24 protein-coding genes and 1 pseudogene are annotated in these 25,622 nt (G+C 39.4%); 8 read left to right on the forward strand and 17 right to left on the reverse strand.

Features of this window, described 5'->3' with window-relative positions; all coding sequences use genetic code 11:
• Positions 1 to 125: 125 nt before the first annotated feature.
• Both ACO05V_RS18350 and ACO05V_RS18355 read right to left on the reverse strand, forming a co-directional pair.
• Complete coding sequence (locus ACO05V_RS18350; RefSeq protein WP_421854949.1) at positions 126 to 1,745, reverse strand: methyl-accepting chemotaxis protein; 1,620 nt, start codon at positions 1,743 to 1,745, stop codon at positions 126 to 128.
• A 122-nt stretch (positions 1,746 to 1,867) separates the two neighbouring features.
• Positions 1,868 to 3,019 (reverse strand): EAL domain-containing protein, encoded by a 1,152-nt coding sequence (locus ACO05V_RS18355; protein ID WP_421854952.1) that lies wholly within the window; start codon positions 3,017 to 3,019, stop codon positions 1,868 to 1,870.
• A 147-nt stretch (positions 3,020 to 3,166) separates the two neighbouring features.
• Here ACO05V_RS18355 and ACO05V_RS18360 point away from each other — a divergent pair, with 147 nt between their 5' ends.
• On the forward strand, positions 3,167 to 3,598 hold the full coding sequence (locus tag ACO05V_RS18360; RefSeq protein WP_421854955.1) for a helix-turn-helix domain-containing protein: 432 nt from the start codon (positions 3,167 to 3,169) through the stop codon (positions 3,596 to 3,598).
• A 23-nt stretch (positions 3,599 to 3,621) separates the two neighbouring features.
• Here the strand turns inward: ACO05V_RS18360 and trhA are convergent, their stop codons facing one another.
• The 7 genes from trhA to ACO05V_RS18395 form a co-directional block, all read right to left on the reverse strand.
• The gene (gene trhA, locus ACO05V_RS18365; protein ID WP_421854958.1) at positions 3,622 to 4,287 is read right to left on the reverse strand and encodes a PAQR family membrane homeostasis protein TrhA; all 666 of its coding nucleotides are present in this window, start codon (positions 4,285 to 4,287) and stop codon (positions 3,622 to 3,624) included.
• 112 nt (positions 4,288 to 4,399) lie between these two features.
• Positions 4,400 to 5,494: an amidohydrolase family protein gene (locus ACO05V_RS18370; RefSeq protein WP_421854961.1), complete on the reverse strand. Its 1,095-nt coding sequence runs from the start codon at positions 5,492 to 5,494 to the stop codon at positions 4,400 to 4,402.
• A gap of 117 nt (positions 5,495 to 5,611) precedes the next feature.
• On the reverse strand, positions 5,612 to 6,376 hold the full coding sequence (locus ACO05V_RS18375) for an undecaprenyl-diphosphate phosphatase (protein ID WP_421854964.1): 765 nt from the start codon (positions 6,374 to 6,376) through the stop codon (positions 5,612 to 5,614).
• Positions 6,377 to 6,567: 191 nt separating this feature from the next.
• Positions 6,568 to 7,650 carry a GGDEF domain-containing protein gene (locus tag ACO05V_RS18380; RefSeq protein ID WP_421854967.1) on the reverse strand — a complete coding sequence of 361 codons (1,083 nt, stop codon included), beginning with the start codon at positions 7,648 to 7,650 and terminating at the stop codon, positions 6,568 to 6,570.
• 50 nt (positions 7,651 to 7,700) lie between these two features.
• Positions 7,701 to 8,264: a molybdopterin-dependent oxidoreductase gene (locus ACO05V_RS18385; protein ID WP_421854970.1), complete on the reverse strand. Its 564-nt coding sequence runs from the start codon at positions 8,262 to 8,264 to the stop codon at positions 7,701 to 7,703.
• A 134-nt stretch (positions 8,265 to 8,398) separates the two neighbouring features.
• Positions 8,399 to 9,523, reverse strand: coding sequence for a GGDEF domain-containing protein (locus ACO05V_RS18390; protein ID WP_421857018.1), 1,125 nt, complete (start codon positions 9,521 to 9,523; stop codon positions 8,399 to 8,401).
• A gap of 5 nt (positions 9,524 to 9,528) precedes the next feature.
• A complete protein-coding gene (locus ACO05V_RS18395) occupies positions 9,529 to 10,116 on the reverse strand; it encodes a hypothetical protein (RefSeq protein ID WP_421854973.1) in 588 nt (195 codons plus the stop codon).
• A 221-nt stretch (positions 10,117 to 10,337) separates the two neighbouring features.
• On the opposite strand from ACO05V_RS18395, the gene ACO05V_RS18400 reads away from it, so the two are divergent.
• The 6 genes and pseudogenes from ACO05V_RS18400 (at position 10,338) to ACO05V_RS18425 (ending at position 16,995) form a co-directional block, all read left to right on the forward strand.
• Entirely contained in the window at positions 10,338 to 11,057 is a 720-nt protein-coding gene (locus ACO05V_RS18400; RefSeq protein WP_421854976.1) for a UTRA domain-containing protein, read from the forward strand.
• Between the two features lie 251 nt (positions 11,058 to 11,308).
• Positions 11,309 to 12,337, forward strand: coding sequence for a putative 2-aminoethylphosphonate ABC transporter substrate-binding protein (locus tag ACO05V_RS18405; protein ID WP_421854979.1), 1,029 nt, complete (start codon positions 11,309 to 11,311; stop codon positions 12,335 to 12,337).
• A 140-nt stretch (positions 12,338 to 12,477) separates the two neighbouring features.
• Positions 12,478 to 13,554 (forward strand): putative 2-aminoethylphosphonate ABC transporter ATP-binding protein, encoded by a 1,077-nt coding sequence (locus ACO05V_RS18410; protein ID WP_421854982.1) that lies wholly within the window; start codon positions 12,478 to 12,480, stop codon positions 13,552 to 13,554.
• Positions 13,554 to 15,375, forward strand: a pseudogene (locus ACO05V_RS18415) (putative 2-aminoethylphosphonate ABC transporter permease subunit). The gene ACO05V_RS18410 and the pseudogene ACO05V_RS18415 overlap by 1 nt, the downstream one beginning before the upstream one ends.
• A 13-nt stretch (positions 15,376 to 15,388) precedes the next feature.
• Positions 15,389 to 16,309, forward strand: coding sequence for an EamA family transporter (locus ACO05V_RS18420; protein WP_421854985.1), 921 nt, complete (start codon positions 15,389 to 15,391; stop codon positions 16,307 to 16,309).
• Positions 16,310 to 16,341: 32 nt separating this feature from the next.
• Positions 16,342 to 16,995 carry an HAD family hydrolase gene (locus ACO05V_RS18425; RefSeq protein WP_421854988.1) on the forward strand — a complete coding sequence of 218 codons (654 nt, stop codon included), beginning with the start codon at positions 16,342 to 16,344 and terminating at the stop codon, positions 16,993 to 16,995.
• A 64-nt stretch (positions 16,996 to 17,059) separates the two neighbouring features.
• Here ACO05V_RS18425 and ACO05V_RS18430 read toward each other — a convergent pair whose 3' ends face one another.
• Together ACO05V_RS18430 and ACO05V_RS18435 are read right to left on the reverse strand one after the other, a co-directional pair.
• A complete protein-coding gene (locus ACO05V_RS18430) occupies positions 17,060 to 17,398 on the reverse strand; it encodes a chaperone modulator CbpM (RefSeq protein ID WP_421854991.1) in 339 nt (112 codons plus the stop codon).
• Positions 17,399 to 18,370, reverse strand: coding sequence for a DnaJ C-terminal domain-containing protein (locus ACO05V_RS18435; protein WP_421854994.1), 972 nt, complete (start codon positions 18,368 to 18,370; stop codon positions 17,399 to 17,401).
• 393 nt (positions 18,371 to 18,763) lie between these two features.
• Here ACO05V_RS18435 and ACO05V_RS18440 point away from each other — a divergent pair, with 393 nt between their 5' ends.
• Complete coding sequence (locus ACO05V_RS18440) at positions 18,764 to 19,342, forward strand: LuxR C-terminal-related transcriptional regulator (protein WP_421854997.1); 579 nt, start codon at positions 18,764 to 18,766, stop codon at positions 19,340 to 19,342.
• On the opposite strand, the gene ACO05V_RS18445 is transcribed toward ACO05V_RS18440, so the two are convergent.
• Genes ACO05V_RS18445 through ACO05V_RS18470 form a run of 6 tightly spaced genes read right to left on the reverse strand, consistent with a single transcriptional unit; the run spans position 19,332 to position 25,069 of the window.
• Positions 19,332 to 20,183: a hypothetical protein gene (locus ACO05V_RS18445; protein ID WP_421855000.1), complete on the reverse strand. Its 852-nt coding sequence runs from the start codon at positions 20,181 to 20,183 to the stop codon at positions 19,332 to 19,334. The two genes, ACO05V_RS18440 and ACO05V_RS18445, sit on opposite strands and share 11 nt — an antisense overlap.
• Positions 20,173 to 22,587: a fimbria/pilus outer membrane usher protein gene (locus ACO05V_RS18450; protein ID WP_421855003.1), complete on the reverse strand. Its 2,415-nt coding sequence runs from the start codon at positions 22,585 to 22,587 to the stop codon at positions 20,173 to 20,175. Before ACO05V_RS18450 ends, ACO05V_RS18445 begins: the two co-directional genes overlap by 11 nt.
• Positions 22,588 to 23,316: a hypothetical protein gene (locus ACO05V_RS18455; protein ID WP_421855006.1), complete on the reverse strand. Its 729-nt coding sequence runs from the start codon at positions 23,314 to 23,316 to the stop codon at positions 22,588 to 22,590. It abuts the gene before it with no gap.
• Positions 23,316 to 24,014 carry a molecular chaperone gene (locus tag ACO05V_RS18460; RefSeq protein ID WP_421855009.1) on the reverse strand — a complete coding sequence of 233 codons (699 nt, stop codon included), beginning with the start codon at positions 24,012 to 24,014 and terminating at the stop codon, positions 23,316 to 23,318. Before ACO05V_RS18460 ends, ACO05V_RS18455 begins: the two co-directional genes overlap by 1 nt.
• Positions 24,015 to 24,070: 56 nt before the next feature.
• Positions 24,071 to 24,553, reverse strand: a complete 483-nt coding sequence (locus tag ACO05V_RS18465; protein WP_421855012.1) for a hypothetical protein — start codon at positions 24,551 to 24,553, stop codon at positions 24,071 to 24,073.
• 45 nt (positions 24,554 to 24,598) lie between these two features.
• Complete coding sequence (locus ACO05V_RS18470; RefSeq protein ID WP_421855015.1) at positions 24,599 to 25,069, reverse strand: hypothetical protein; 471 nt, start codon at positions 25,067 to 25,069, stop codon at positions 24,599 to 24,601.
• Between the last annotated feature and the right edge of the window lie 553 nt (positions 25,070 to 25,622).

The following is a 25,622-nucleotide window of genomic DNA, read 5'->3' on the forward strand; positions in this document are numbered from 1 at the left end:
AAAAGAAGATTGTGTTGATCGAGCCCAACAAGGAGTTTAGCAATATACACCTGATCTAGTTTGGAAGATATTGGTGAGAGAGAAACCGACCAAACTAGATCAGTAAATAGCTTAACTGTTAAAAACTACACCTTAAATTTAATCACCAATTCATTAAGCTCAATGGCTAATCGAGTCAATTCAGCGGTACTTGCGCTGGTTTGGTTTGCACCAACCACTGTTTGCGCAGCCAAATCACTAATGGTCGTAATATTGCCATCAACTTCCTTAGCAACATTAGACTGCTCTTCTGCAGCACTGGCAATAACATGGTTGCTATCACTAATCGCAATGATACGCGCAGTAATTTGCTCTAGTGCCTTCGCAGCCTCAGCGGCAACCGTTTGAGCTTGGCTGGTTTTTTGACTGGTACTTTCCATTGAAGACACCGCTTCATTCGCTGACAGCTGAACTTGACGAACCATGGTTTCAATTTCACCGGTAGACTCTTGAGTTCGATGAGCAAGACTTCTCACCTCATCCGCTACTACCGCAAAGCCTCGACCGGCCTCACCAGCACGAGCCGCCTCGATTGCGGCGTTTAGAGCTAACAAGTTTGTCTGTTCTGCAACGGCACGAATCACATCTAGGATCTGACCAATCGATGCAACTTGCTCAGCCAATTGGTTAATCACTTGAGTGCTGATCGTCATTTCTTTGTTCATATCAATAATAACGGCCGTTGTTTCACCGACTCGCGCTTTGCCATCAGCAGCCAATTTAGCGGAGTCAGCAGACGCTTCGGAGGTTTGTTGTGCCGTTCGAGCAACTTCATCTACCGCAGAACTCATTTGAGCAATGGCCGCAGCTGCTTGTTGGATTTCATTATTCTGTAGCATCAATCCATTCGACGAGCTTTCAGTAACAGAGTTTAACTCTTCTGCCGCTGACGCAAGCTGACTGGATGAGTCACCAATATGAACAATGGCCTCTCGTAGATTTCCCTGCATTGTTTTTAACGCATTGGTCAAACATGTTAACTCATCATCACCTTGTGCGGTAATAAGTTGAGTTAAATCGCCTTTTGCAATGACCTCTGCAGAGATAACCGCATCTTGCAATGGCTTATTAATACTTTTCGACAATACAACAGCAATCACGGCAGCTATCGCTGTCGCGGCAATAATAATAAAAATAATAAGATTAAAGCTGATGTCATACGCCTTCTTAGAGTTTACGCTAGCTTCTTCTGCAGCTTTTTGGTTAGCCGCCACAATTTCTTTCAGCAAGCCGACCATCTTATCTGCGGCTTTATTCATGTCAGGAACCAAAGCGAAGACAGCGTCTTTATTTCCTTGCACTGCAAAAGAAGCAACCTTATCTTGCAACTTATAATAATTTTCTTCTGCTTTCATAAACTCTTTAAATAAGCGTCGTTCGCTATCTAAATACACAGTCGCTTCGTATTGTTCTCGATACGCTATCACTTCCTCCTTTAACTTTTTAAGGGTGGCTACGGTCTCTTTCTTGCCATCTTCACTTGTTTCGCTCAAAAGTCTTAAGGTAAAAATCCTCACTCGCATTAAGTTACTATTCATATCACCTAGGCTGGTTACAGCAGGTAAGATTTTTGTTTCAATCATGTCTGAATTTACTCGGATATCCTTCATGGCAGTCATAGTTACTCCACCTAGACAAACCAATAAAAATACGATGATTGAAAAGGCCATCAGTAAACGTGACCTAATATTTATCTTTCTTAACATCTCTATTCCTTTTAATATTTTTTTAAAAAACCATAATGGCTAAAAACAACAAAAGCTGTATTTAAAAACCAAACTTAAAAGAGTATTAAAAACAAATACTCACTTTTCCTTGTTATTTTTATTTATAAAGAAATATTAGAATCTTTAAAAAACCAATTCTCGAATTCTATTTTGGATAAGGGTGATGAAAACAAATACCCTTGAAAAACCTGATAGCCCATAGCCGTCAAGTAAGACAACTGCAGTTGCGTCTCTACGCCTTCTGCTATCGCGACAGCGTTGATCTTTTTACTAATAGACAGGACAACTTCACTTAACTCTTCCGAGAGTTTATTTGGTAATTCACAAACAAACGCTCTATCTAGCTTTAACTGAGAAACGGGGAATTTTAGCAATCTTTTTAAATTGGAATATCCTGTGCCAAAATCATCTAATGATATATTCACACCGATGGAATGAAGATCGATAATGACATTAATAAAAGGATCAGATGACTTTATTTTTTTACTTTCCGTAACTTCAAGCACTAAGCTAGAGGGTAAAATACCATTCTGATTCAGAATAGATTGAATTTCATTTTTAAGGCTAGGATGACGAAAACTGAGGGGGGAAAAATTAACGGCAATGATGGGAACCTGAATATCTTTTTCTCGCCAAATGGCTAATTGTTTACATGCTTGCCGCAACACCCATAAATCTAACTCAGCAATCAAACCAAACTCTTCTGCCAAGGCAATAAAATCATCAGGAGCAATCCGACCTACTTTTTTATCTGTCCACCTTGCTAATACTTCAACCCCATAAAGACTGCTGTCTGATATATTTATCTGGGGTTGGTAGTTTAGCTCTAGTAAATTATTTTTCAGGTCAGTACTTAACGCTTGAGCCATTTGATAAGAATGATATCTATCGTCTAGGCTACATTCTGTTTGATCATTTTGAATTAGCAAACTGTAATATTGCCGATCAAATAATTGAAATGCTTCTACTATAACCTTTACTCTGCAAGCTTCGAAATCACTTGGCATAAATAAAAGTTTGATTTCTTTTCCTACTATCTTCTTGAATTCGCTAAGGTGAAATGTACGCTGTTCAGAATCTAACCAGAAGCAATCCAACGGAAAAATATCGTGCAGATTTGAGACAGATCGTGCATGTTCAGCGTTATCATTACACGAAACAATCAGATCATTACTGTCTAACACAACAAAGCGACCATTCGTTTCTTGTAACTCTTGCCAATCACGCCCAGTATTCAAACCATCCGTTTTCACAAAAAAATCCTTCTACTGCATGCTTCAATTAACTCAGATTATCATCACTCATTTGTCTTTTAGACACAAAAGCTCATCAATATTGCCTATATGGCAAATAGTGTCAAGTGAATTGCCTCACAGGTTTTGCCATATTGGCAAAACTAAATGGATAATATTGCCATGAATATTGGCCACGTCATCAAGGTTTTACGCATTCAGCGTAGAATGACACAAGAACAAATTGCACTGGAGGCAGATATGGCCACCAGTAATGTTTCACGCATCGAAAAAGGCCTAAGGCAACCCTCACAAAAAGTGTTACAAAAACTTGCCAAAGCATTAGATACCAAACCTTCGGTACTATATGCAGCAAGTGAGCAGCCAATAAACGACATATCTGATTTCTTAAAAAAAGAAGAGAACGAAGAAAAAAATGAAGGGGGGATTGACCGTCTACTGCTCAATCCAGATACTCATCACGTACTAAAATTGTTTAGCGAATTAACGCCAAATAATAAAGCCTTACTTATAGAACAGCTTAAAACCTTGCATCGGTGGCAAGCAAAATCTGACACTGATTACTTGAGCAAAAAATAACAAAAACAATAACTCAGCTTTCCCTAAGCCCCATAATAGAAAATTGAAAAATAGTGACTAACCGTCCCACCAAGCACAAACAGATGCCAGACTAAATGGCCGTAGCGCAACCTTGAATCAAGCACAAAGAACACCACACCCAATGTATAAAGCACACCACCTAATACCAATAACAACAAACCATTCGGTACCATGAGAGACACTAAAGGTTTAATAGCGATAAGAATAAGCCAACCCAAGACAACGTATAGTGTGGTGGATAAAGCAGGATGCGATGCCTTACCAAAGGCCTTTAGAGCAACCCCGATCAATGCTAGCGTCCAAACAGCGACTAACAAAGACCAGCCCCATACACCTTCCAAAACCCCCAAGGTAAAAGGTGTGTAAGTCCCAGCAATAAGAAGGTATACCGCCGAATGATCCAACACACAAAACAAACGTTTTGTCTTAGGCATGGTTTCAGGAATGGCGTGATACACCATAGAAGCAAGATACAATAAAATCATCGTAGCGGAAAAAACACTCACCCCGACCGCAAAACTTGCATCGGCGTAGTGAATAGCTCTCAAAATTAGAAATGGCGTACCAACGATTGCAGCCACCAATCCTAGACCATGACTGATACTATTGGCGATCTCTTCGCCTAAAGACTGATCACGATTGGGAACAGCTGTAAGAAATTTGCCCATAGTCAAATCCTCCTAAATAGACTCGTAAAAGCATGGAATAAGCTGCACTATTTAACAATGAAAGACAACGAATAAACTAAGTAAATAAAAAACAAAACCGTCTAAGCCAAACCTAACCCTGACATACTTCTGGCGCCTGATAATCAAGCTTTAATAGCTTAAAGTAGTTTTCCCCTAAGGCAATATTACGAAAGGCATTATCATCAAGATATTGCAATATGTGACTGGTTGCTTCTAACTCCTTTTGATAGACCTTAAAGGTATTATTGCGAAAAGCAACAAAGTCAGACCCCGGCAAAATTCGCTCAGAATATTGATTCATAAAGGCAATGTATTGAATCCTATTTGCCGACTTACTAAAGTAATAATCGTCTAAAATTCGCCATGAAATATCCAACATCAAGTTCGGATATTGGTCCAGTAAACGTGACAGAATAGCGATATGCTCACTAACATCCATATTCGTTTGCTCGTAAGACAACCCCAAATGAGCCCACACAATTTTATTATCTGGATAAAGTGCTAAGGCTTGCTCCATCAAAGGCAAATACAAAGTCGGTTCGGCTTTGTTACCCAAATCCGAATGAATGGTGATTGGATAATCTCTCGCCCTTAACTCCGCCATGAATCCCGCCCATTTGGTGATGTCTTTTGGCGTGGCTGGTTCGTGATGATTGAAGAATTGAGCTTGTTTTACCAAGTTCACTTCCCCCATCCAATGAAATAACCCGGGGTATTCTTTTTCATACAGATTCATCAACTCAACTGTTGGTTCAGGGTTGGACAAATCCGTAAAAGTCATCGACAAAGTAAGATGAAGGTCGTCAGGTTTGTATTCCACCATGTTGGCAGCATTGACGAAGTCATTCCGCGTAGTCGGTGAAACAGGCGTGCCAGGACATTTTAGATAATTAGAACAGCGTGAGTTAGCTGGCAACATTTGCCCAATACCATAAACATTGGCAAAACGGACTGTCGTACGAGATAAAAACGCATTCACCTCGTTAAACGGAATCGCTCGGCCGTCAAAAGGTCGATAATGCAAATGCGTGTCCACAACAGGCGTAAAAGGTTCTGTATGTCTATCGTAACAAGCAGATGAATGTTTAAAAGAATCCAGCGAACGTCTCTCTGGCGAGTTATCGGAAGAAGCACAACTTCCAATCAATAAAGAGGCAACAACAGCAAAAAGAAAATAACGACGCATGACAAATAGGTCCAGTGAATCACATTGCAAAGAAGGGACATTACAAAACATCCCTTCTTATGTGTAAACCTCTATTGAATAGTCGTCATGGTTTTATCGGACCAATAAGAAATCGGCTTATGAAAGAAATAACAAAAGCGCGCCAAATATAATCCGATACCAACCAAACGCCACAAACGTGAATGTTGCCAAAAATGCCATAAACAATTTCATAACAATAAACGCACTTAAGAAAGCGACGATAAAGCCAACCACTAAAGGCATCCACTGCTCACCAGCAAATTCCTTATAATGCGAAAGCATGTCATAACCAGAAGCAGCCATCATCACCGGCAACGCCAATAAGAACGAGAATTCTGCACTGGCCTTGCGACTCAGACCAACCAACAAAGCACCAACAATGGTCGAACCTGCACGACTCGTACCGGGAATCAGGGCAAAAATTTGTGCAAAACCGATCCACAGCGTTTGCTTGAAACTCAAATCGTCGAGGCTATCGACACTGGGAGACTTATTTTTTATAAAACGCTCTGTCAGTAGGAAAATTACCCCACCGACAATAAACATGGTCGCGACAATCGTCACAGAAAACATGTCTTTGATCTGATGACGAAACAAAAAACCAACGATAGCGACAGGCAAGAAAGCCACAAATACTTGGCACCATAAACGGAAATGCTTAAACGTAAAACGCTCTTTATAATTCGCCACCACAGCCAAGATCGCTGCTAATTGGATAATCACTTCAAACGCTTTATTCCCTTCCGTTTGCTCCATCCCCAGCCATTGGCTAACAACGATCAGATGCCCAGTGGAAGAGATCGGCAAAAATTCTGTTGCACCTTCTACTAATCCGAGAATAACACTGTGGATCAAATCCATTACAACCTACCTTTTTACTACGTTTGATGGCGAACATTTTAAAACTTCGCTAATAATATAAGTGATTCAAAATGAAAGAAATATAAAACCTTGGCGGCCTATCTTTGGATCCAGATCAAAACTCTCTGACGTCGGAAAAGCGGACTAAAGCCATCCGCTTTCAGGCATCACTCAAACGCTAAATCGAGCGATTAAGCTTTACTGGTCTCATGCATTACAAGTCTGTTACGGCCTTCTTTTTTCGCCAAATACAAAGCTTGATCTGCATAATTATAAATTTGGCTAAAGGTGGTTTGTCGTTCACCCTCATGATAATAAAGGCCAATACTCAGTGTCAGGTGAATGAGCGTGCTGTTATTGACTTTGATTTTAGTTTGCTCGACCGTTTCTCGTATATCTTCACAGATCTGTAGAACCTCTTGCTGACTTTTTTCTAAAAATAAGATACAGAACTCTTCACCACCAAGACGGGCAACCGAACTTGGAATAGAGATATTCTTGGCAAATATGTCAGCAATAACTTTAAGCACTTCGTCACCAGCAGGATGGCCATACAAATCGTTGATTTTTTTAAATAGATCCAAATCTATAATCGCTAAGCCAATTTGGCTTGGTCGAGTCAGCAAGATTTTCTGCGTTTTTTCAGTAATGAATCGACGGTTCGGCAGCTGCGTTAAATGGTCCAGATTATTCTGTATTGTTAGGACTTCTTTAATTCGATAAAGCCTAATTAATACAACTAACAGAGCCGAAAAAGCCAAGAGTATTGTGCCAATAAGCCCCCAAATTAAGTACTTCAATTGATTTTTCAAACGCCGCTCGATACTTGAAGCATCTTGTACAATATTGCGTAGCTCAGTAATTGATACCGCCATTTTTAGCTCTAACGTATCTAAAAATGGTATGAGATCGGCTTTTTTATCTGCAGAAGCCTTAACATCTTGAATACGTTTTCTGAACTCAGGTAGGGTTTGACTCACATCTTCTAGAATTTTTATGTAGGATTTATATTCAATATCATCTAATCGACTTTCCCCTATTTTTCCGCTGATGACAGGAAGCCGATAACGAATACTAAGTGCCGTCTTTTCTAATTCATTAATATCAAAAAATGGGCTGTCCGCTCTCAGATAAGCTAAAGATCGCTTCAACCGATGCACATCCTCTTGTGCCTGCATGATGTCAATGACGAGAGCGGTGAAATTGGCGGCTAATAACGGTTTAGACTGTTGCTGAAAATAGAGCACAGCTTCGATACTAAGTCCCAAGAACACAATGAAAACCAGCAAAATTCTAATTTGAATTTGCTTTATGCTAGTGCCTATCATTGGATGATAATTTCACTAATGGCCCAAATCCAAAGCGTTTTGCTTACTGTCGTGTCTTCTGACAAGCCTACCTCGGAGGGAATAATTAATAATAGTGGACCTAAATTTTCTGGAGAAATAGGCTCACCGTTTAAACGTGTTGCCATAAGATATTGATTTTTTTGCCACACATCCTTTGAGATAAAGACTTCATAACCATCTAAAGCAGAGAAGCGCAATCTCGGTACTTGGAAAAGCCCGTATTTTTTGAGTAAATCATTTAACCAGATGCCAGCAAAACGCCCTTCTGGTCCGTCATAGTGCTGCATTTCTTTTGTTTCAAATAAGCCAAAAGATTCTATATCAGCCAATGAAAGAGACGTTTCTTCGCCTGGTTTGCCTAATAACAGAATAGGTGTTGTCTCGTTGGAAGGAGTAATGTCGCTAGAATAAACCTCGACTGCAAACACTTGAATAGTGAAAAATACGCACAACACGTAAACAACACATGCACGTAAAAAAGCAAAATTTCTACCTTGGCTACTTTTTACACGTAAACCAGATTGAGCAAAGCGTCGCATGAATCTCCTTTTAAAATCTAATCATCACAACAGATGACGTCGGGAGGATTGTACTATTCATTTACACATTACTGTGTTTCATATCGTTATTTTTTGTCAGCACTTCTAAAATAAAAATGATAAAAACCAACTAATTACCCGACTACAACTCGGTTTCGGCCTTGCTCTTTCGCTTTATAAAGAGCGGCATCTGCACGATTCAGCACTTGCTCATAATGGCTGTCATCTATTTTAAACATGGCGATACCAAAGCTCGCTGTAATATACAATCCTGTACTCATCTCTTCTTTTTCAAGCTTCTCGCGTAATATCTCTGCCATGTTTTTTGCTTCCTGAACATTTGTATTAGGTAACAACACAGTAAACTCCTCGCCACCAAATCGAGCCACCATACCTTTAGCCCCAACCAAATCTGTAAGCAACTTAGCCATTTTTTTAAGTACAGTGTCTCCAACCGTATGACCGTAAACATCATTCACTTTTTTAAAGTGATCAACATCCGTCATAATCACAGCGAAAGGTTGATTCCCCTCCTGAGACATTCGATATTCATTAAGTAATGCTTCATCTAAAGCTAAACGGTTATAACTATGCGTAAGCGGGTCTTGTCGAACAATGGCTTCTAAAGATCGATTGCTGGCTTCTAATTCAGCCGTTCGATTTTGCACCTTTGTTTCTAACGTCAGGTTCATCTGCATTAACGACTGCTCTCTCTCCAATAGGGAAGACATCATTTCCTCTAATGAACGACTTAAGCTCACCACCTCACTTAGCTTGCTATTGTCTTGGAAGGTCGCTTGTCGATTTCCTTGTTGAATACTTTTTGCAGTGTGTGCCAAACGCTCTAATGGGCGGCTTAATGTACTCGCAAATTGATAAGCCAATATCATACAAAGCAAGGTCGAAAATACGCCTAAAAAGAGTAACAGTTTATGCACTTCGTTGACTGTAGACATAGCGATAGACAATGGTTGGCGCACGACAATTTGCCAACCCAAATTTGACGATTCTGGAGAATGCACCGAGACTAAACTGGTCAAATATTCTTCTTTGTCTTGCCAAATCAAAGATTTAAATTGACCATCTTTTGGCAGTGCTTTTGGCACGTTAATATCGTTAGGGAAATGGCTATCTGGGTATAAAACGTTGTGGTCATTATCGATAATAAAGATATCAATGCCTTTTCTTTTCGACGCTTCGGTCAAGGAAGACAATAAGACCTCTCGAACCCAAGCCCAATCGGCATGAGTCGCAACCACACCTTTCAACTCACCGTTTCCCCTATGACCGGAGCGGCAAAATCCACAAAACGAATTGGCGCACCATTTTTCGGCTTAGGCAGTAAATTTTCAAGCAATAATGCCTTATGAACATTACCAACAAAAGGGCCTGATCGACCATTAATAAACCAAGGTCGCTGACTAACATCTGCGCCTTTTAATATGCCGTTGCCCGATGCTAAAACGACACCATTGGCATTAGCAAAACCAATCCAAGCATAGTTTTTATAAGAGTTTTTAATCTGGTCAATCGCATGCTGTAACGCGCTTAATTCTTGGGTTTCATACAAAGAGGTGCGCATACTAAGCAAAAGAATCTCTCGCTCACGCTCCATTAGATTGGCTGACAACATATTGGAAATAGACTGGCTGATACTCACCAGAGACTCACCACTGGCGGCTGAAAGCCGAGTGGACGTAAGTTGATAAAACGAGGTCACAAGCACCAAACTTAGGGAAAGTAGCAATCCTCCAGACAAGAGAGTAATGCGTTTTCTAAAAGTATCGAAGCCTCTTAGCATAATGTGTAAACCTGTCATTAGGTGAAAAGTAAACTGCGTATTTTTTAGCATGATAACATGCCCCTACTTACACTTTATATGCATAGTTAACGATATTTAACGCATCAAAATTGACCATTTTTCGACCAAATCGCCCTACTTTAGCTCAATTCATTCACTCATCACTCAAAAAAATACTGAAATGCATTTTTTGATTTATAAGTCGAAAACAAAAAAGTGTATATTGAGGTGTATTTTTTATTTTTTAGAGACTTTCAATTTTCAGGCACTCTATGTCCAGCAGCCATTACCAACAAATACAACGTTACTTTAGTGAATTGATTGCAAATAAAGCTTTGCTAGCTGGCTCCAAGCTCCCTTCTGAAAGAGAGATAGGAGAACAATTCAAGCTGACTCGCATTACAGTGCGACAAGCCCTGCAAAACTTAGAAGCAGAAGGTCTTATCTATCGACAAAATCGTCGAGGTTGGTTTGTCACGCCACCAGCTGTGGTATATGACCCGGCCAGTTACCTCAGCTTTAACTTGTATGTTTCCGAGCAAGGTTGTCAGCCATCAACACAAAAGCTGGCTCAACAACTAGAGCCAGCAGACGCTCACATTGCGGCTCTAATGGGGATTCCTGAAAATACGCCGGTGCTGTTTTTACATCGCCGACGTTACATCGATCAACGTCCGGTATTAATCGAAAAAATGTATATTAATATTGCACTGTTACCTGGAATTGAAAACGAAGACCTAACTCAATCATTAAGTCAGCTGTTGAAAAGTAAATATCAAATCGAATATCACAATATGGATTTATTTTTTAAATCCACCTCACTTCCCGCTCATGCAGCCAATGATCTAGGAATTTCAGCCGGTCAGCCAGGCCTTCATATCGAGCGAATCAACTACTTAAGCAATGACGAAAACAACAAGCAAGTGCTTGAAATTGATTACGAATTTTGGCGACATGATGCCGTCACGATTAACATCGCTATTCGAGATTAATCATTTTCTTTTGCGTCTTTTCTCTTTTCTATCGTTAAAAAAACATCATCCTATCTGTCGCGTTGCCTAACTTTTTTGATGCGTTTTTTTATTCACTGTCACATAAATGACATTTTTGGCTGCTATTTTGCATTAACAAATCTGGTATAGACCAGATTGACGAGTTGATGCTTTTTTTGGTGCTCAGAGCCCTATCTGCTCACCAGAATATTCATCACCTCTCATTCAATACAAACGATGGAGAAGTGAAGATGACACAGAAAGCCCTTTTTAAACGTCTTGCCGCCACGGCTGGTATCGCATTAGTTTCTATTTCTGCTCATGCAGCGAAAACCGAGCTGACGGTTTACACTGCGATTGAAGCAGAAGACCTTAAAAAATATGCAGCACGCTTTAACGAAGACAACCCAGACATCAAAATCAACTGGGTGCGCGATTCTACTGGCATCATCACCGCTAAACTGTTGGCAGAAAAAGACAATCCTCAAGCCGATGTGGTTTGGGGACTTGCCGCCACCAGCCTAATGCTATTGAAAAACGATGGCATACTCGACGTTTATAAGCCAAACGGCTATGAAAAAATTTCTCCAAAATTCAAAGACTTATACAAAGAACCAGTTTGGGTCGGAATGGACGCTTGGATGGCGGCAATCTGCTTCAACACAGTAGAAGCAGGAAAATTAGGTTTACCAAAACCAACCTCTTGGCAGGATCTGACAAATCCGGTTTACAAAGATCACATCATCATGCCAAACCCTAATTCTTCTGGTACTGGTTTCCTTGACGTAAGCAGCTGGTTGCAGATGTTCGGAGAGGATAAAGGCTGGGATTATATGGACGCCTTGCACAGCAATGTTAGTCGCTACACTCACTCTGGTTCTAAACCTTGTAAATTGGCGGCGTCTGGTGAAATTCCAATCGGTATCTCTTTTGCTTTTCGTGCTGCGAAATCAAAAAAACAAGGCGCGCCATTGGACATCGTTTTTCCAACAGAAGGTCTAGGCTGGGACATGGAAGCGACGTCGATTATCAAGGGCACGAAAAAGCTTGAAGCGGCGAGAAAACTTGTCGATTGGACGATTTCTAAAAAGGCCAATGAAATGTACAGCGAAGGCTATGCCGTTGTTGCCATGCCTGGAATGGCCAAGCCTATCGAATTTTTCCCTGAGAACGCGGAGTCTTTGATGATCGATAATGACTTTGAGTGGTCTGCCAAAAACCGCGAAACGATTCTTACCCAATGGCAAGCACGCTACGACAGCAAAAGCGAAGCCAAATAAGCACATGATGATCGTAGGAAAACTCTGCTCTTTGCTACGATCCTCTTCAGTTGAACCGCATGAAAACCGCGGTTCAACTGTTTAATTTCAGAGCAAGCCCCCATCTTGATTAAACGCTCACGACTGAAAGAGGACCTATCATGTCCAACCAAACCTACTTGGAATTGCATAATATTGATCAAATGTTTGGCACACACCAAGCGCTAAAAAACGTTTCATTGAACATTGCCGAAGGAGAATTCGTCTGCTTTCTTGGGCCTTCTGGCTGTGGTAAAACCAGCTTATTACGCATTGTCGCGGGACTGGACACACCAACATCTGGGCAGATTTTTCAAGCAGGACGCGATATCACTCACGCTCCGGTGAACCACAGAGATTTTGGCATTGTCTTTCAATCTTATGCTCTGTTTCCAAATTTAAGCGTTGCCGACAATATCGCTTATGGTTTGGTCTCCCAAAAAGTATCCGCCAACGAACGGCGTGCGCGCGTAACAGAACTCTTGGCAACCGTTGGGCTATCAGGCAGCGAAGGCAAATACCCAGCGCAACTATCAGGAGGACAACAACAACGTGTCGCCTTAGCTCGCGCTCTAGCAACATCACCCGGTTTATTATTACTCGATGAACCACTATCCGCACTTGATGCCCGTGTTCGTGCGCATTTGCGACAAGAAATCAAACAACTTCAAGAGAAGCTTGGCGTAACCACAATCATGGTAACTCACGACCAAGAAGAAGCCTTAACCATGGCGGATCAAATCGTCGTGATGAATCAAGGCATAATCGAACAAATCGGCACACCACAAGACATTTATGCAAATCCGATTTCGCCTTTTGTCGCTGAGTTTGTTGGTGAAATGAACTTCTTAAGCGCTAAAGTCAGTGGCGCAGGTGAAATGCAATCAGGTAACTTAACCTTGCATTGTGATGCTCCGTCAAATCTGCCTCTTGGTCAAAACGCACAATTAGCGATTCGCCCTGAAGATGTGCGTTTTCAAGCCGACCATTCCGCTGGCAATATACTAAATGCGCAAGTACTTAACTTAGAATTTTTGGGCTCAAGAGTCCGCTCTTCATTGAAATTAGAAGATCACGCGCGGCCAATTATTGCCGATATTTCTATGAACGAAATGTCTCGCCTCAATTTAGTCCTTGGGCAAAATGTTGTTTGTCAGTTACCTCATGATCGTCTGCATATTTTTGGAGGCGTTGCCTAATGTATTCAGCAACACAACAAGCAGACACTAAAACAAAACAATCGACTCCGCCCTCTTCTCGCGGGCATTTCTCTCATCTACACAAACGCCGCAGCGTGGACGAATGGTCGTTGGGTGGCATTTTAATTATTGGCGTATTAGGTCTATTTATTTGCGTAGTTTTGCCGCTGTATTCTTTACTATCAAAAAGCGTCGAAAACAGAGAGGGAGAATTTATTGGCTTAGCCAACTTTGCGAAATTCATCGACACGCCAAGTTTGTATAGCTCAGTCAGCAACTCGTTATTTATTGCCTTGTTATCTATGGTGATCGTCACCAGCTTAGCGTTTTTAACCGCTTATGCGATCAGCCGTACACGCATTCCATTAAAAGGCTTTTTCCGGATTGTCTTAGTCTTACCAATTTTGGCACCATCTTTATTGCCAGCGATCAGCTTAGTGTATTTATTTGGTAACCAGGGTATTTTAAAAGAAGTCTTAATGGGCGAAAGCATTTATGGGCCAATTGGTATCGTCATCGGTTCATGTTTTTGGACTTTCCCTCACGCCTTAATGATCATGCTAACCGCACTGGCAAACACAGATGCACGATTGTATGAATCCGCCGAAGCGCTTGGTGCCTCGCCTATGCGTACCTTTTTCACAGTTACCTTGCCAGCCGCTAAATATGGCATTATCAGCGTTGCCTTTGTGGTGTTTACATTAGTGATCACAGATTTTGGCGTACCAAAAGTTATCGGCGGGCAATTTAATGTGCTTGCGACAGACATTTATAAACAAGTCATCGGCCAACAGAATTTCGAAATGGGCGCAGCGGTCAGTGTGATTCTATTGCTTCCGGCGATTTTAACCTTCATCACAGACCGTTGGTTACAGCGCCGCCAATCTGCATTATTAACCTCGAAAGCCGTACCTTGGACACCACCGGCACGCAACATCATAGACAAAGCGTTTTTGCTCTTGATGATAGCAGTTTCCGTGATTATTTTAGGCGTAATTGCCATGGCGGTATATGCCTCTTTAGTTACTTTCTGGCCTTACAACCTATCATTGTCGTTAAAGAATTATAACTTTGACCTAATGGATGGCGGCGGCTGGAAGTCTTATTGGAACTCAATCCAATTGGGTATTTATACGGCGGTTATCGGCACGGGTTTTATCTTTTTCCAGTCTTATTTAGTCGCCAAATTAGCCGGTTTCAAGCTGTTAAAATGGTTCTTCCATTTATTCGCAATCCTGCCATTAGCTGTGCCGGGATTGGTCTTAGGCTTGGCTTATATTTTCTTTTTCAATGCGCCAAATAATCCGCTTAATGGCATTTATGGCACCATGGCGATTCTCGTTGTGTGTACTATTAGCCATTTTTATACTGTGTGTCATCTCACGGCGACCACAGCGTTAAAGCAGATCGACCCAGAGTTTGAGTCCGTTTCAGCCTCACTCAAAGTGCCACAAATATTGACCTTCTGGCACGTGTCTTTGCCAGTTTGTATGCCAGCGGTATTAGACATCGCCAGTTACTTATTTGTGAATGCGATGACGACCGTCTCTGCAGTGGTATTTTTGTATTCTTACGATACAAACTTGGCGTCTGTCGCGGTATTGAATATGGATGACGACCGTCTCTGCAGTGGTATTTTTGTATTCTTACGATACAAACTTGGCGTCTGTCGCGGTATTGAATATGGATGACGCCGGCGATATTGCTCCTGCGGCCGCCATGGCGGTGATGATCATGCTGACTTGCATGGTTGCTCGCCTTATTCATTGGTTGCTAGGCAATGTGGTCCTCAAACATACACAGCATTGGCGCACACGCTAGGAGCAATTGATCGATGACAATCACTGCCATTGTGCTGGTTTTAATTTCCACCTTTATGCACGCTGGATGGAATTTCTTTGGTAAAAAAACAAGCCCAACACTGGGCTTTTTCTTCTTAACCATGGTGGCGGGTGCGGTATTTTTTTCACCGTTTGTTTTTTGGCAATGGGATTTGATTCGCGCGTTTAATCGCGAGATTGTAATGTTGCTATTCGCCACTGGATTATTGCAGGCACTTTATTTATGGGGCTTGGCTGAAGCCTATCGAGCAGGCGATATGTCCATCGCCTATCCTATTGCTCGCTCGTCGCCATTAATCATTGTCGCGATTTCCAGCACATTATTAGGTCAACAAAGCACAATTTCCCCACAAGCAGTCATCGGCATTGTAATGATTGTTGTCGGCTGTTTATTCATACCCTTACCCAGTTTTAGGGACTTTAAACTGGCGAACTATCAAAACCGCACCACGGCTTTTGCCCTACTGGCCGCTTTTGCGACAGCCGGCTATTCCCTTGTCGATAGCCATGCAACTGAACTAATGCGCGACTTAAGCAATGCCTCGGGAACACCATTAGCTAGCCCTTGGCAGGTGTCTTTGGTTTATGTGGCGTTGCAAAGTGCTTTCGCAGTTATTTGGATGGTCTGGTTTATTTTCTCCACACAAAAGCAACGTTTAGCCTTTCGCCAGATGTTTATCAAACAATGGCGTATTGGCTTACTAACAGGCGTACTCATGCTAGGAACGTATTCACTGGTGATTCTGAGTATGGCGTTTGTTAGTAATGTCAGCTATGTCGTCGCCTTCCGACAATTAAGTATTCCATTTGGTGTGTTGTTTGCTGTAATCGGCCTTGGAGAGTCTTTAAAGCGTCCTAAAATTGTTGGGGTTTTCATTACTTTTATTGGCCTTATTGCTGTGGCATTAGGCTAAATTTTTTATCTGTTTTACTATAAGGAACAACCATGGCACTGGCCTTTTTCGATCTTGATAACACCTTAGTTGCAGGTGATACCGCCCAAGCATTTTCTGAATATATGGTTGCTAGCGAATTGCCCACTCCAGATGATTTTCTCACCGTCAACCTAGCCTACATGGAAGACTACGATGCGGGCACACTCAAGTTAGACGACTACATGCGCTACACGTTATCGCCATTATTTAATTTGGACGAAACGCAACGCGCTGTATTCATTAGCGAATTCATTCACAACATCGTCAAAGACATGGCGCTACCTAAAGCGATAGAACTGCTGGAACAACACAAAAAAGCAGGCGACGAGCTCATTATAATATCCGCCACGGGCACACACTTAGTTGCGCCTATTGCCGCTTATCTTGGCGTAAAATATGCACTAGGCGTGGATATTGAATACAAGGATGGTTTCATAACAGGCAAACTGGTTGGCACACCAACCTTTCGTGAAGGTAAAGTTATCCGTGCTGAGCAATGGGCCAAAGAAAACGGCCACACAATGGAGGAAACCTACTTTTATAGCGACTCTCACAATGATTTGCCACTGTTAGAAAAAGCACGCTTCCCTATCGCAGTGGACCCAGATCAGATCCTAGAAAAAACCGCTAACGAGCGAAACTGGAAAGTAATAAGCTTGCGTTAGAAAATAGTCATACAGTTTATAACCAGATCGAAAATAGCGTTATTTTTGATCTGGTCTGACTTTATCAATTCGAAGGTAGCTGATTCTTTAATATATCAATATGCTTTTGCAATTCATCAATTTCATCCATCAATTCAAGGCTCAACGCCACGCCAGATAGATTCAATTCCAAGCCATTCATTAAACGTTGTGCTCGTTGCAAGCGCACAAGCGCATGGCTATTAAAATACCAAACAGAGTCCGATGACTGCTCTATTGACTCGACTGGCTCCACAATACCGTATTCGATCATTTCGACTATGATGTCAACATGCGAACCACATCTTTCACAAACCTCTTCTAGAGTAAATAACACATGCTCATGTTGCGATTCGATTACCACTATCTCTGACTTATACATCATCTACCTCTCGAATACATGGCGTGGGTTAAACTCAGACTCACACTCAGATAATTGCTGATAAAGCGCTTCAGCTTTACTGCTGTGCGATTTTGGTAAACTCACTTGTAAGGTCACGATCTGATCGCCAGAGACCTCACCTGCTTTACCAGCCAAGCCCTTGCCTTTTATGCGAAGTTTATTGCCACTGGTCGCGCCTTTAGGAATTTTTAACTTCACTTTACCGTTAAGCGTTGGCGCTTCTACACTGGTTCCCAATGCCGCTTCCCAACAAGTAATAGGCAAGGTAAGTAAGATGTTTTTTCCTTCAACGGCGAAGTAAGGGTGGGGCGCGAATTCAATTTCGAGCAACAAATCCCCTGCTTTTCCATCACCAATACCAGCCCCGCCTTGTCCTGCCAAACGAATGAGTTGTCCCTGTATAACACCAGCAGGAATCTTAACATTCAAGGTTTTGTCTCGCTGCCTTATAAAACCATTTTGATCTGGCTCGGAAACTCGCAAAGATAACTGTCGTTGACACCCCAGATGCGCCTCTTCCAAAAACAAAGCAATCTTATGATGTATATCGCGCCCTCGCTGACTAGCCGAACGCTGAAAATCATCCGTTTGACGAAAACCACCACCGCCACTTGCCCCAAAAATAGAATCAAAAAAATCACTAAAATCAGCGTTACTACTTTGATTATGGGATCTTTGGCCTGCATGAGTAGATTGCCAATCAGGTGGCGACTGGAAACCACCATCCGCTCGACGAGAACCTTGCTTACGCAATATATCGTATTCAGCGCGCTTTTCTGGGTCTTTTAAAACAGTATAGGCTTCGCCTACTTCTTTGAATTGCTGCTCAGCGTTGGCTTCTTTGCTGACATCAGGATGATATTTTCTAGCAAGCTTTCGATAGCTCGTTTTTATCGCAGAAGCATCGGCATTCTCAGCGACACCCAGAATCTGGTAATAATCTTTAAATTCCATACTGCATCACTTCCATCAGTGTATTCACTCTTCTACCATCATAGACCTTTCCGCCACGATAGCTGTTTAAATTTCATCCAAAAGTGATATAAATCTATAAAGTGAGGAAGAAAAAACTCACAGATTTCTAAAAGAGTAATATTAAAACAGGAAAATGAATATATTATTACCAGTTACAACTTAATTGAATTCACATTAATTCTAAATAACACATTAAAATTAACTATAACTCAATTAAAAAAATCTATATAAAATTTACCACATACCCATCTATTTTTTGAATATTAAGTAAGAGAGCATTAATACAAATTTCTATTGAACTATTCAAGAATTAAGAATATATTTAATTAGCTATTAAAATACCCATTAAAGTAAAAAATCATGGATGTTGAAATGAAAATTAATAAGCATATCAACTATTTAGATGACCAAAAACAAAGCCCTTTACTTTATGAAGCTATTGATTACAATTTGTTACTTGTAAATTACAAAACATTAAATGTTATTACTAACTACGAATTCGTAAATCAATTTATGCAACAAAATGGACAAAAAGGGCTTGTGATCTTTGACGTGCCTAAAAATGCAGATTTTTCTGACTTAAAAGCTTGGCCTAACTTGAAAGGTATCTTTTTTGAGTATGCTGAAGAAACACTGTTTGAACAAGGTTTTAAAGCAATTGAACAAGGTGAACTTTGGTTCCCAAGACCAGTAACGGATTGTTGGACTCGGCAAATGCTCGAAGAAGAACAACATACGACATTACGAACAAATAATTTAACACGAAAAGAAATTAAAGTATTAAAACTTCTATATTCAGGGCTAGAATCCACAGCTATTGCTGACAGTCTATTTATCAGCGAAGCGACTGTCAGAGTTCACTTACATAAAATATATCAGAAAATCGAAGTAAAAAATAAACAGCAAGCTAGGCTATGGTGTAAATCTAATTTTAATAAGCTTAGTAGTTAAGAGGGCTTATTTGAAATCTAAGAACATCAGTGTATTCTCCCGCCGCTTGATTTCTAAAATCATCCAGCCTCACCTTTAAGTCCATCAAAAAATCATTCCTTCCATTATAAGAAAACACTCGATTATAATCTTGTTTCAGATTCACTATCTCACCATCTAAACTGAGAAAGTAACCGATAGCATATTTTGTTTTATAAATACGATGCCTTAACTCTCCTTTATTATCTGAAAAAATATGCAACTTAACATCCGTGTTTGTGGTTACTTTAAAAGTTGGTAGCATATTATATTCTTTATTTGGTATTAACTCACCAAGATAGACATTACTACTACGAGCGTTATAACCAAGAATTGATAAACTCGCTCTAGCTGGCATATCTTCTTGGATTTCTACATACTTTTCATCCAATAAAGCATTATTATCACCAAACAGCTTTAAAACAAATCTGTCTGTGTATTTTCCTGCTCTAACGATTGTACCGACTGGAATAAATAAGTTTATATTAGTAGCAGAATCAATAAACGTAAATCGAGTATTTAACGGTAAGATCAACTTTTGACTATCACTTCTAATTTGATAATCAATAGATTGAAACTGTCCTTTTAGCTGAGATTGATTTTCTGTAGATAACAACATGTAAGCATTGCAGTCGTTATCATTGATGATACTTACACGAATTTCTTTTCTTGCTGGGCTTTTTTGGGATGAATAATAACTTTCAAAATCATCATAGAGATGCCTTATTTCACCAATTTTTGCATCACACTGAGCAATAACGTACTGAGGTATTATCAATAAAAAAATACTACTAACGATAAGTCTTACTTTATTAATGCACATGAATGACTCCTTTTCTTTGTAACTGTTCATTTTCAATAACATCAATCAGAAATTTAGACTGTTTTTCATTATTTAATGTAATCTCATACTGACAAGGTATAAGACCGGTTAAAGCAAATTTTCCTTTCTTGTTAGTAAAAAAATCTTTTTCACTTTTTTTACTATCAGTAGTACATACAGCGGTTCCAACCTGTAAAGCTAAAGGTTTATTTTTTTCATCAAGCAAAGTAGCAATAACTGATATATTTGCTTCCGTTCCTATTACCACTTGATGGCCGCTTCGGTAAGATGGATAAAAAGACAAAATGCCAGAGCCAATATCGTATCCAGGTGCTAAATCATCCACATCAACGCTCACTGTTGAGCGACCGTAAGAATTAATATCGCTCAATAAAATTGTCGAAAAATCTTCGTTACTTGCTCTATACTGATTATTGTATTTTCCCAAAGTTATTTTTTTGTTTTCTAAACTTGGGTGAGTTTTAACCAAAGCAAAACTATCGTATATTGGTTTTCCTATGGCCCAATCTCCATTAGCAAAGGCAATACTAGAAGAAAGATTCAAGCGACTTTGATGGTCTACAGATTGTGAATTCAGTTCCTCATAGGCACTGGAGTGATCAAAACTGGTTAAAAAACGATTAGCACTATATTGTGCATAAAGGTCAACTTTTGCTTTATCTCGATCATTCTTTTCTACCCCCGCTCGATAATTCAAGGCATCTACGTAACGACGATTACTGTCTTGTATGAATTCCAACCGTGTTCTTTTTCCACCAGATTGCTGAGAAAACCTGGCACTTTGATTGTTTGAGAATTTATACAATAAAGAAACTTTTGCTCGCCAACCCTGTTTGCCATTATTTTCTTCCCATTGCCCACCAAAGTTATATCGCCATTGACCATTATCAAGTTCGTGAGAGAAGTTCGCACCAATGGCTTTATCTACCGCTTCTCGTCCGTAGCTAGTAGACGCATTAGCAAATAAATAGGTCTGAAATTTCGGACTATTAAAATAGCTATAATTTATTTGAAAAATATGCTCTCGATGTTGAAACGTATTTTGTTGGCTAGGTCGGTAACCTAATGATAAATAATTTGGGCTGGCATGCTCATAACCTAAACTAAAATTTCTATGTTTAATACTGTGATCAGTAAAGGTACTAAATACAACGCGATAAGCATTACCTTTTAATTCATCCGCCATACTCCACGAATTTTCAAATGCAAGTTGACCCACGTTTATTGCAACAATATTTCGAAAACCAATTTGTTGTAGATATTCATCCGCTTGAGCATTAATACCTGAAGTCCAAGCAGTCGAAACACCATAATCAAGATAGCCACTGATTAGCGGCTCATCAAAACTATACTCCTTTGTCTCACTCACCTCAGAAGGGACGCCTAAAAAAATCTCGTATTTCAAATCACCTTCTGCAAATAAATTTAACCCTGTCGTTACATCAAAATTAACAACACTCACTTTTCCAACGTTATCAGTGATTCGTAACGTGATATTATTATTACCTTCACTAAGTGGAATATCATCAAGAAGATAAACACCAGAAGCCAGGTTTAATCTTTTTACTACTTGATCGTTTGAAATAACCTCGACAGTAGAGGGGGACTCTAAAGTAAAACTTCGTGAGGCACTTGGACGAACCACAATATCAGAAACAAGAGCATAGTTATGAGATATCGACATACCTAAAATACTTGAAGAAGATTGAAAATAGCTTCCTGTCGTATTTTTATCACCAACAATGAACCGCAATCCATTTTCGGGTATATCATGAACTAATCGTGTTCCTAATCTTTTTAAAATAGGAGTATTTTCGCCCCTAGTTGAATTGTACTCAGCTTCATTTTCTAAGACCCATTTATTGATATTTAATACCATTTCAGTACGAACAGCTGATTGTTTATTATTCTTAACAGTAGAAAAATCATCCTGATAAAAGTAGCTTGAATAAAGGTTCATATAACCGCTAAATCTAGAATCATCAATAAAATCCAACTCTCTAACATTAGGTTTTAGGCTTAGCGACTGTGGTTTTATTAAATTAGAGGGGATAGAAATATTCAGACTAAAATCGCTCAAATCGAAAGCTACTGTGAGCCCAAGACTCTCTATATCCTCAGTGGAAATCAATTCATTTTGAACACTTTCAGACAATGTGGTGAGATTTTCAAGAGGCAAAAGATATTTAAATGTTGGCTCAACTTCGTTCCAATTGAGTAATAAACTGTCCGTCGGAGTAACGGTTAGTGTTAATCGTCCAATAGAGCTTTTATTCACCTTGGCCTCCACACTTAATTCAATATTACGCTTTGTTGGATTGATTTTTGAATGGGCAGGCAAAGAGAAAAACACCCAAAACAACAAAAAAATCATATACCGCATTTAATTCAATAACTCTAAACGCAATTTTTCCGAATGTAGATTCCTTATTGATGATGCAAGAGGAACTCTAATAAACATCGAACTTAAAGGAGGAAAAAACACATCATAACCTTGTGATTTTAATTGGTCTTTATAGTATGTTTCTTTATTGATATCATTTTCAAATATAGCAATGTCGTAATCACTTAACCTAGAAGCGCCATCGCCACTATTGACGACCTTAGCCACAATCGAGTTTTTTTCAAGATGCGTGTCTTCGATACTTAATTTTGGCAGCATTGCTAACTGATCAATATGAATAATTAAATTTATATTGAGCAATATGGTTAACTTAGATTGCTTCTCTTCTAGTTCTTTATTTACTGACTGCTCAACCAAACTTACTTGATATGTTTTATCTGTGTTAGGAACACTCTCCCCTAGCCAGCGAAATTGGATCCGCTGACTTTTGCCTGCCTTTAAATACAATAGAGGCGGAAATACCCATAAAGGAGAATCATCTAACGGTATTAGCTTAGGTTCAGATAGGCCTAATGGATCAAACTCAACATCATAAACCTGAACTTCAAAAGCAATGTCTCTAGGAAGTTCGCTGTATACAATACTAGAAGGAATTTGTGATGTTTCAAATGGTGAAAAGGTGATCACCATTGGCGTTACTTCTACTGCATAAGCAGGAAAAATAAAAAACAACCATATAAAAACAAAGCGTTTTATAAAGCCATACATTATAACACCACTTCCAGATCACTTGTTTTAGCATTAAATTCAGAAGGTATTTTTATTAACACTTCACTACTTGAATTTGGAAGTAAAAATTTCCCATCTAAAGCACTACTTAATTTTTGACCTTCTAATATAAAAACTTGATCCTTACTTTTCACTACCCACTTCGCCTGAGAAAGACGAATAAATTTATTACCTTTATTATCTAATGACACTTTCCAAGTATTTTTATCAAACTGTTCTTTATTTTTTATCACTAATTTAGCTTTAGCATCTTTCGGTACAACATTTAACAGCGTCTTAAAACTAAGCGCCATACCAACACCAGATCCATCTAATTCACCAAGATCAACTCTCACTTGGTTTATCGCTATCCGATAAGCTTTAGATTTAGGAAGAATAGGTTCTCCGATATAGCGGATAATCACAGATTGCGTTTTTCCTTCAGGAATAATAGTCGTCAAGGGAATAATTAAAAAATCATCTTCATTCGGTCGTAACTCTTCTTGACCATTTCCATTTACCAATAAATCAAAGGCTGAAATTTCTACTGTTAAAGGCTTATCTGAATTATTCAAAACACGTATAGTTTGCTGTGATTGGCTACCTATAGGCTGTATTTCAGATACCATCGGCTGTACCTGAAATGCAAATATTGGAAGAGAAATAAAGATAAAAAGAAAAAATATAATATATTGCATAAATGTTTTTCCTAATTAAAAAAAGGCAGTATAAAACTGCCTTTTTTTATTTTTTCTTAGTTAGCAGTGATTGTTAACATTAGTTGATCTGTATAATTACCAGCAAAGGTAGGAGTTTGAGTAACAGTCATGAAAATGTTACCTGAGTTGTAACCTGCAGCCAAAGCAGCAGAACCATTTTTGCTTTGTGATGCATGTATATCATCTGCACCAGTAGTTGCATTCAAAGTGAAATCATATGGACCCGCTTTAAACTGTGCAGTATATCCAACACCAGTAGCATCTTTACCATCTACAGTTTGCATGTGGCCTTCTGAAGACGTTAGCGTTACTGTTGCGCCATCGTAGTCATTACATCTTAGGCTAGTGATCGGTAGTTGGTACTTTTCACCCATTTCAAGTTTTGCAAAATGTGCAGAACTACCAGAGGTAGTCACTTCACAAACAGAAGGGACAGAACCGCCCACATCAAGATTGCTTGCTAATGCTGCGCCAGAAGACAAAGTTGCAATTGCTGATAATACGATTAACTTTTTCATGGTGATATTCCTTCAATAATATGGATTAGATTTAAAAATTAATGACTACCAAACCCCACCAGAAATAGCAGATGGAGTCATTTCTATGCGAATTACATCCTGATAATCTCCCGCATAAATCAATGGTTCAACCAGCTCAAGTTGTAACTTCGCCATGCTTTTAAATAAAACATCTGTAACGTCAATATATTGTGTCGTTTTAAGAGTACGAGAGGAATAAGTTTCACTATTTCCTGTTTTCTCAATAGACCAAGTAACGTTATAGCTATTTATCTGAGTACTTTGCTGATGACTTAAGCCACCATTTACTGACTGCATTGATACTCGCATGGGTGAATTACAATCAATCACCAATTCCGTACTAGCGTGACCTTTTGATGAAAGAATTAAACTATTATTGAATGCTGTAAATTCACACTTTGAAGGGATATAACCGACTAAAGTCAAGCTAATGTCACTACTACAAAAAGCGTTAAATGTACAAGCAAATAATAAATACCCAACTCTTTTTCTCATCACCATTTCCTTTGGGTCATCTCGCTAACACAACCAAGATCCTAATTAAAAAAAACCGTTTAGTGAGTTTCTATTTGCTTACCAAGTCACTTTTTAATTGCTTAACTGTTTAATTACAGATCATGTAAAAGCTAAACATTTATTAATAAAGGCACTATAAATATAAACATAACGACATAAATTATTTAAAATACCTTTTAAAAATATGGCTTTATGATAGATTTCTCTTTTGTTACAAAGGTAAACTTTCAGTAAACAATCTCTTACATAAAAAACAGAAACCATCTAAAAAATAATTAAACATTACTAAAAAACAACTTAATATGAACAATACCTAAAAAATACTTACGTATATCTGACATAAATCTAATCTCATTAGCTACCCGTCCAGTTCCATTCCTTAAGGAATGGTGCGAATAAGCCTACTAAGCCTCAGCTGACTTCTTAATGCAGTAAGTCCATATTCCATAACATTTAGTTTTTCAGAAACACCGATTTGATTTTACTCAGCCCCCCTCTATCGCCGATAATCCCCACTAATGACTCACCGGCC

The sequence above is a fragment of the Marinomonas sp. genome (assembly GCF_965225885.1).
In the GTDB taxonomy this organism is placed as follows: domain Bacteria; phylum Pseudomonadota; class Gammaproteobacteria; order Pseudomonadales; family Marinomonadaceae; genus Marinomonas.

Excerpts from the sequence above, each read along its gene's own strand:
- ACO05V_RS18350 (WP_421854949.1), bottom strand. The coding sequence starts at position 1,745 with ATGTTAAGAAAGATAAATATTAGGTCACGTTTACTGATGGCCTTTTCA.
- ACO05V_RS18360 (WP_421854955.1), top strand. The coding sequence starts at position 3,167 with ATGGATAATATTGCCATGAATATTGGCCACGTCATCAAGGTTTTACGC.
- trhA (WP_421854958.1), bottom strand. The coding sequence starts at position 4,287 with ATGGGCAAATTTCTTACAGCTGTTCCCAATCGTGATCAGTCTTTAGGC.
- ACO05V_RS18370 (WP_421854961.1), bottom strand. The coding sequence starts at position 5,494 with ATGCGTCGTTATTTTCTTTTTGCTGTTGTTGCCTCTTTATTGATTGGA.
- ACO05V_RS18375 (WP_421854964.1), bottom strand. The coding sequence starts at position 6,376 with ATGGATTTGATCCACAGTGTTATTCTCGGATTAGTAGAAGGTGCAACA.
- ACO05V_RS18385 (WP_421854970.1), bottom strand. The coding sequence starts at position 8,264 with ATGCGACGCTTTGCTCAATCTGGTTTACGTGTAAAAAGTAGCCAAGGT.
- ACO05V_RS18395 (WP_421854973.1), bottom strand. The coding sequence starts at position 10,116 with ATGCTAAAAAATACGCAGTTTACTTTTCACCTAATGACAGGTTTACAC.
- ACO05V_RS18400 (WP_421854976.1), top strand. The coding sequence starts at position 10,338 with ATGTCCAGCAGCCATTACCAACAAATACAACGTTACTTTAGTGAATTG.
- ACO05V_RS18405 (WP_421854979.1), top strand. The coding sequence starts at position 11,309 with ATGACACAGAAAGCCCTTTTTAAACGTCTTGCCGCCACGGCTGGTATC.
- ACO05V_RS18410 (WP_421854982.1), top strand. The coding sequence starts at position 12,478 with ATGTCCAACCAAACCTACTTGGAATTGCATAATATTGATCAAATGTTT.
- ACO05V_RS18420 (WP_421854985.1), top strand. The coding sequence starts at position 15,389 with ATGACAATCACTGCCATTGTGCTGGTTTTAATTTCCACCTTTATGCAC.
- ACO05V_RS18425 (WP_421854988.1), top strand. The coding sequence starts at position 16,342 with ATGGCACTGGCCTTTTTCGATCTTGATAACACCTTAGTTGCAGGTGAT.
- ACO05V_RS18430 (WP_421854991.1), bottom strand. The coding sequence starts at position 17,398 with ATGATGTATAAGTCAGAGATAGTGGTAATCGAATCGCAACATGAGCAT.
- ACO05V_RS18435 (WP_421854994.1), bottom strand. The coding sequence starts at position 18,370 with ATGGAATTTAAAGATTATTACCAGATTCTGGGTGTCGCTGAGAATGCC.
- ACO05V_RS18440 (WP_421854997.1), top strand. The coding sequence starts at position 18,764 with ATGAAAATTAATAAGCATATCAACTATTTAGATGACCAAAAACAAAGC.
- ACO05V_RS18445 (WP_421855000.1), bottom strand. The coding sequence starts at position 20,183 with ATGTGCATTAATAAAGTAAGACTTATCGTTAGTAGTATTTTTTTATTG.
- ACO05V_RS18450 (WP_421855003.1), bottom strand. The coding sequence starts at position 22,587 with ATGCGGTATATGATTTTTTTGTTGTTTTGGGTGTTTTTCTCTTTGCCT.
- ACO05V_RS18455 (WP_421855006.1), bottom strand. The coding sequence starts at position 23,316 with ATGTATGGCTTTATAAAACGCTTTGTTTTTATATGGTTGTTTTTTATT.
- ACO05V_RS18460 (WP_421855009.1), bottom strand. The coding sequence starts at position 24,014 with ATGCAATATATTATATTTTTTCTTTTTATCTTTATTTCTCTTCCAATA.
- ACO05V_RS18465 (WP_421855012.1), bottom strand. The coding sequence starts at position 24,553 with ATGAAAAAGTTAATCGTATTATCAGCAATTGCAACTTTGTCTTCTGGC.
- ACO05V_RS18470 (WP_421855015.1), bottom strand. The coding sequence starts at position 25,069 with ATGAGAAAAAGAGTTGGGTATTTATTATTTGCTTGTACATTTAACGCT.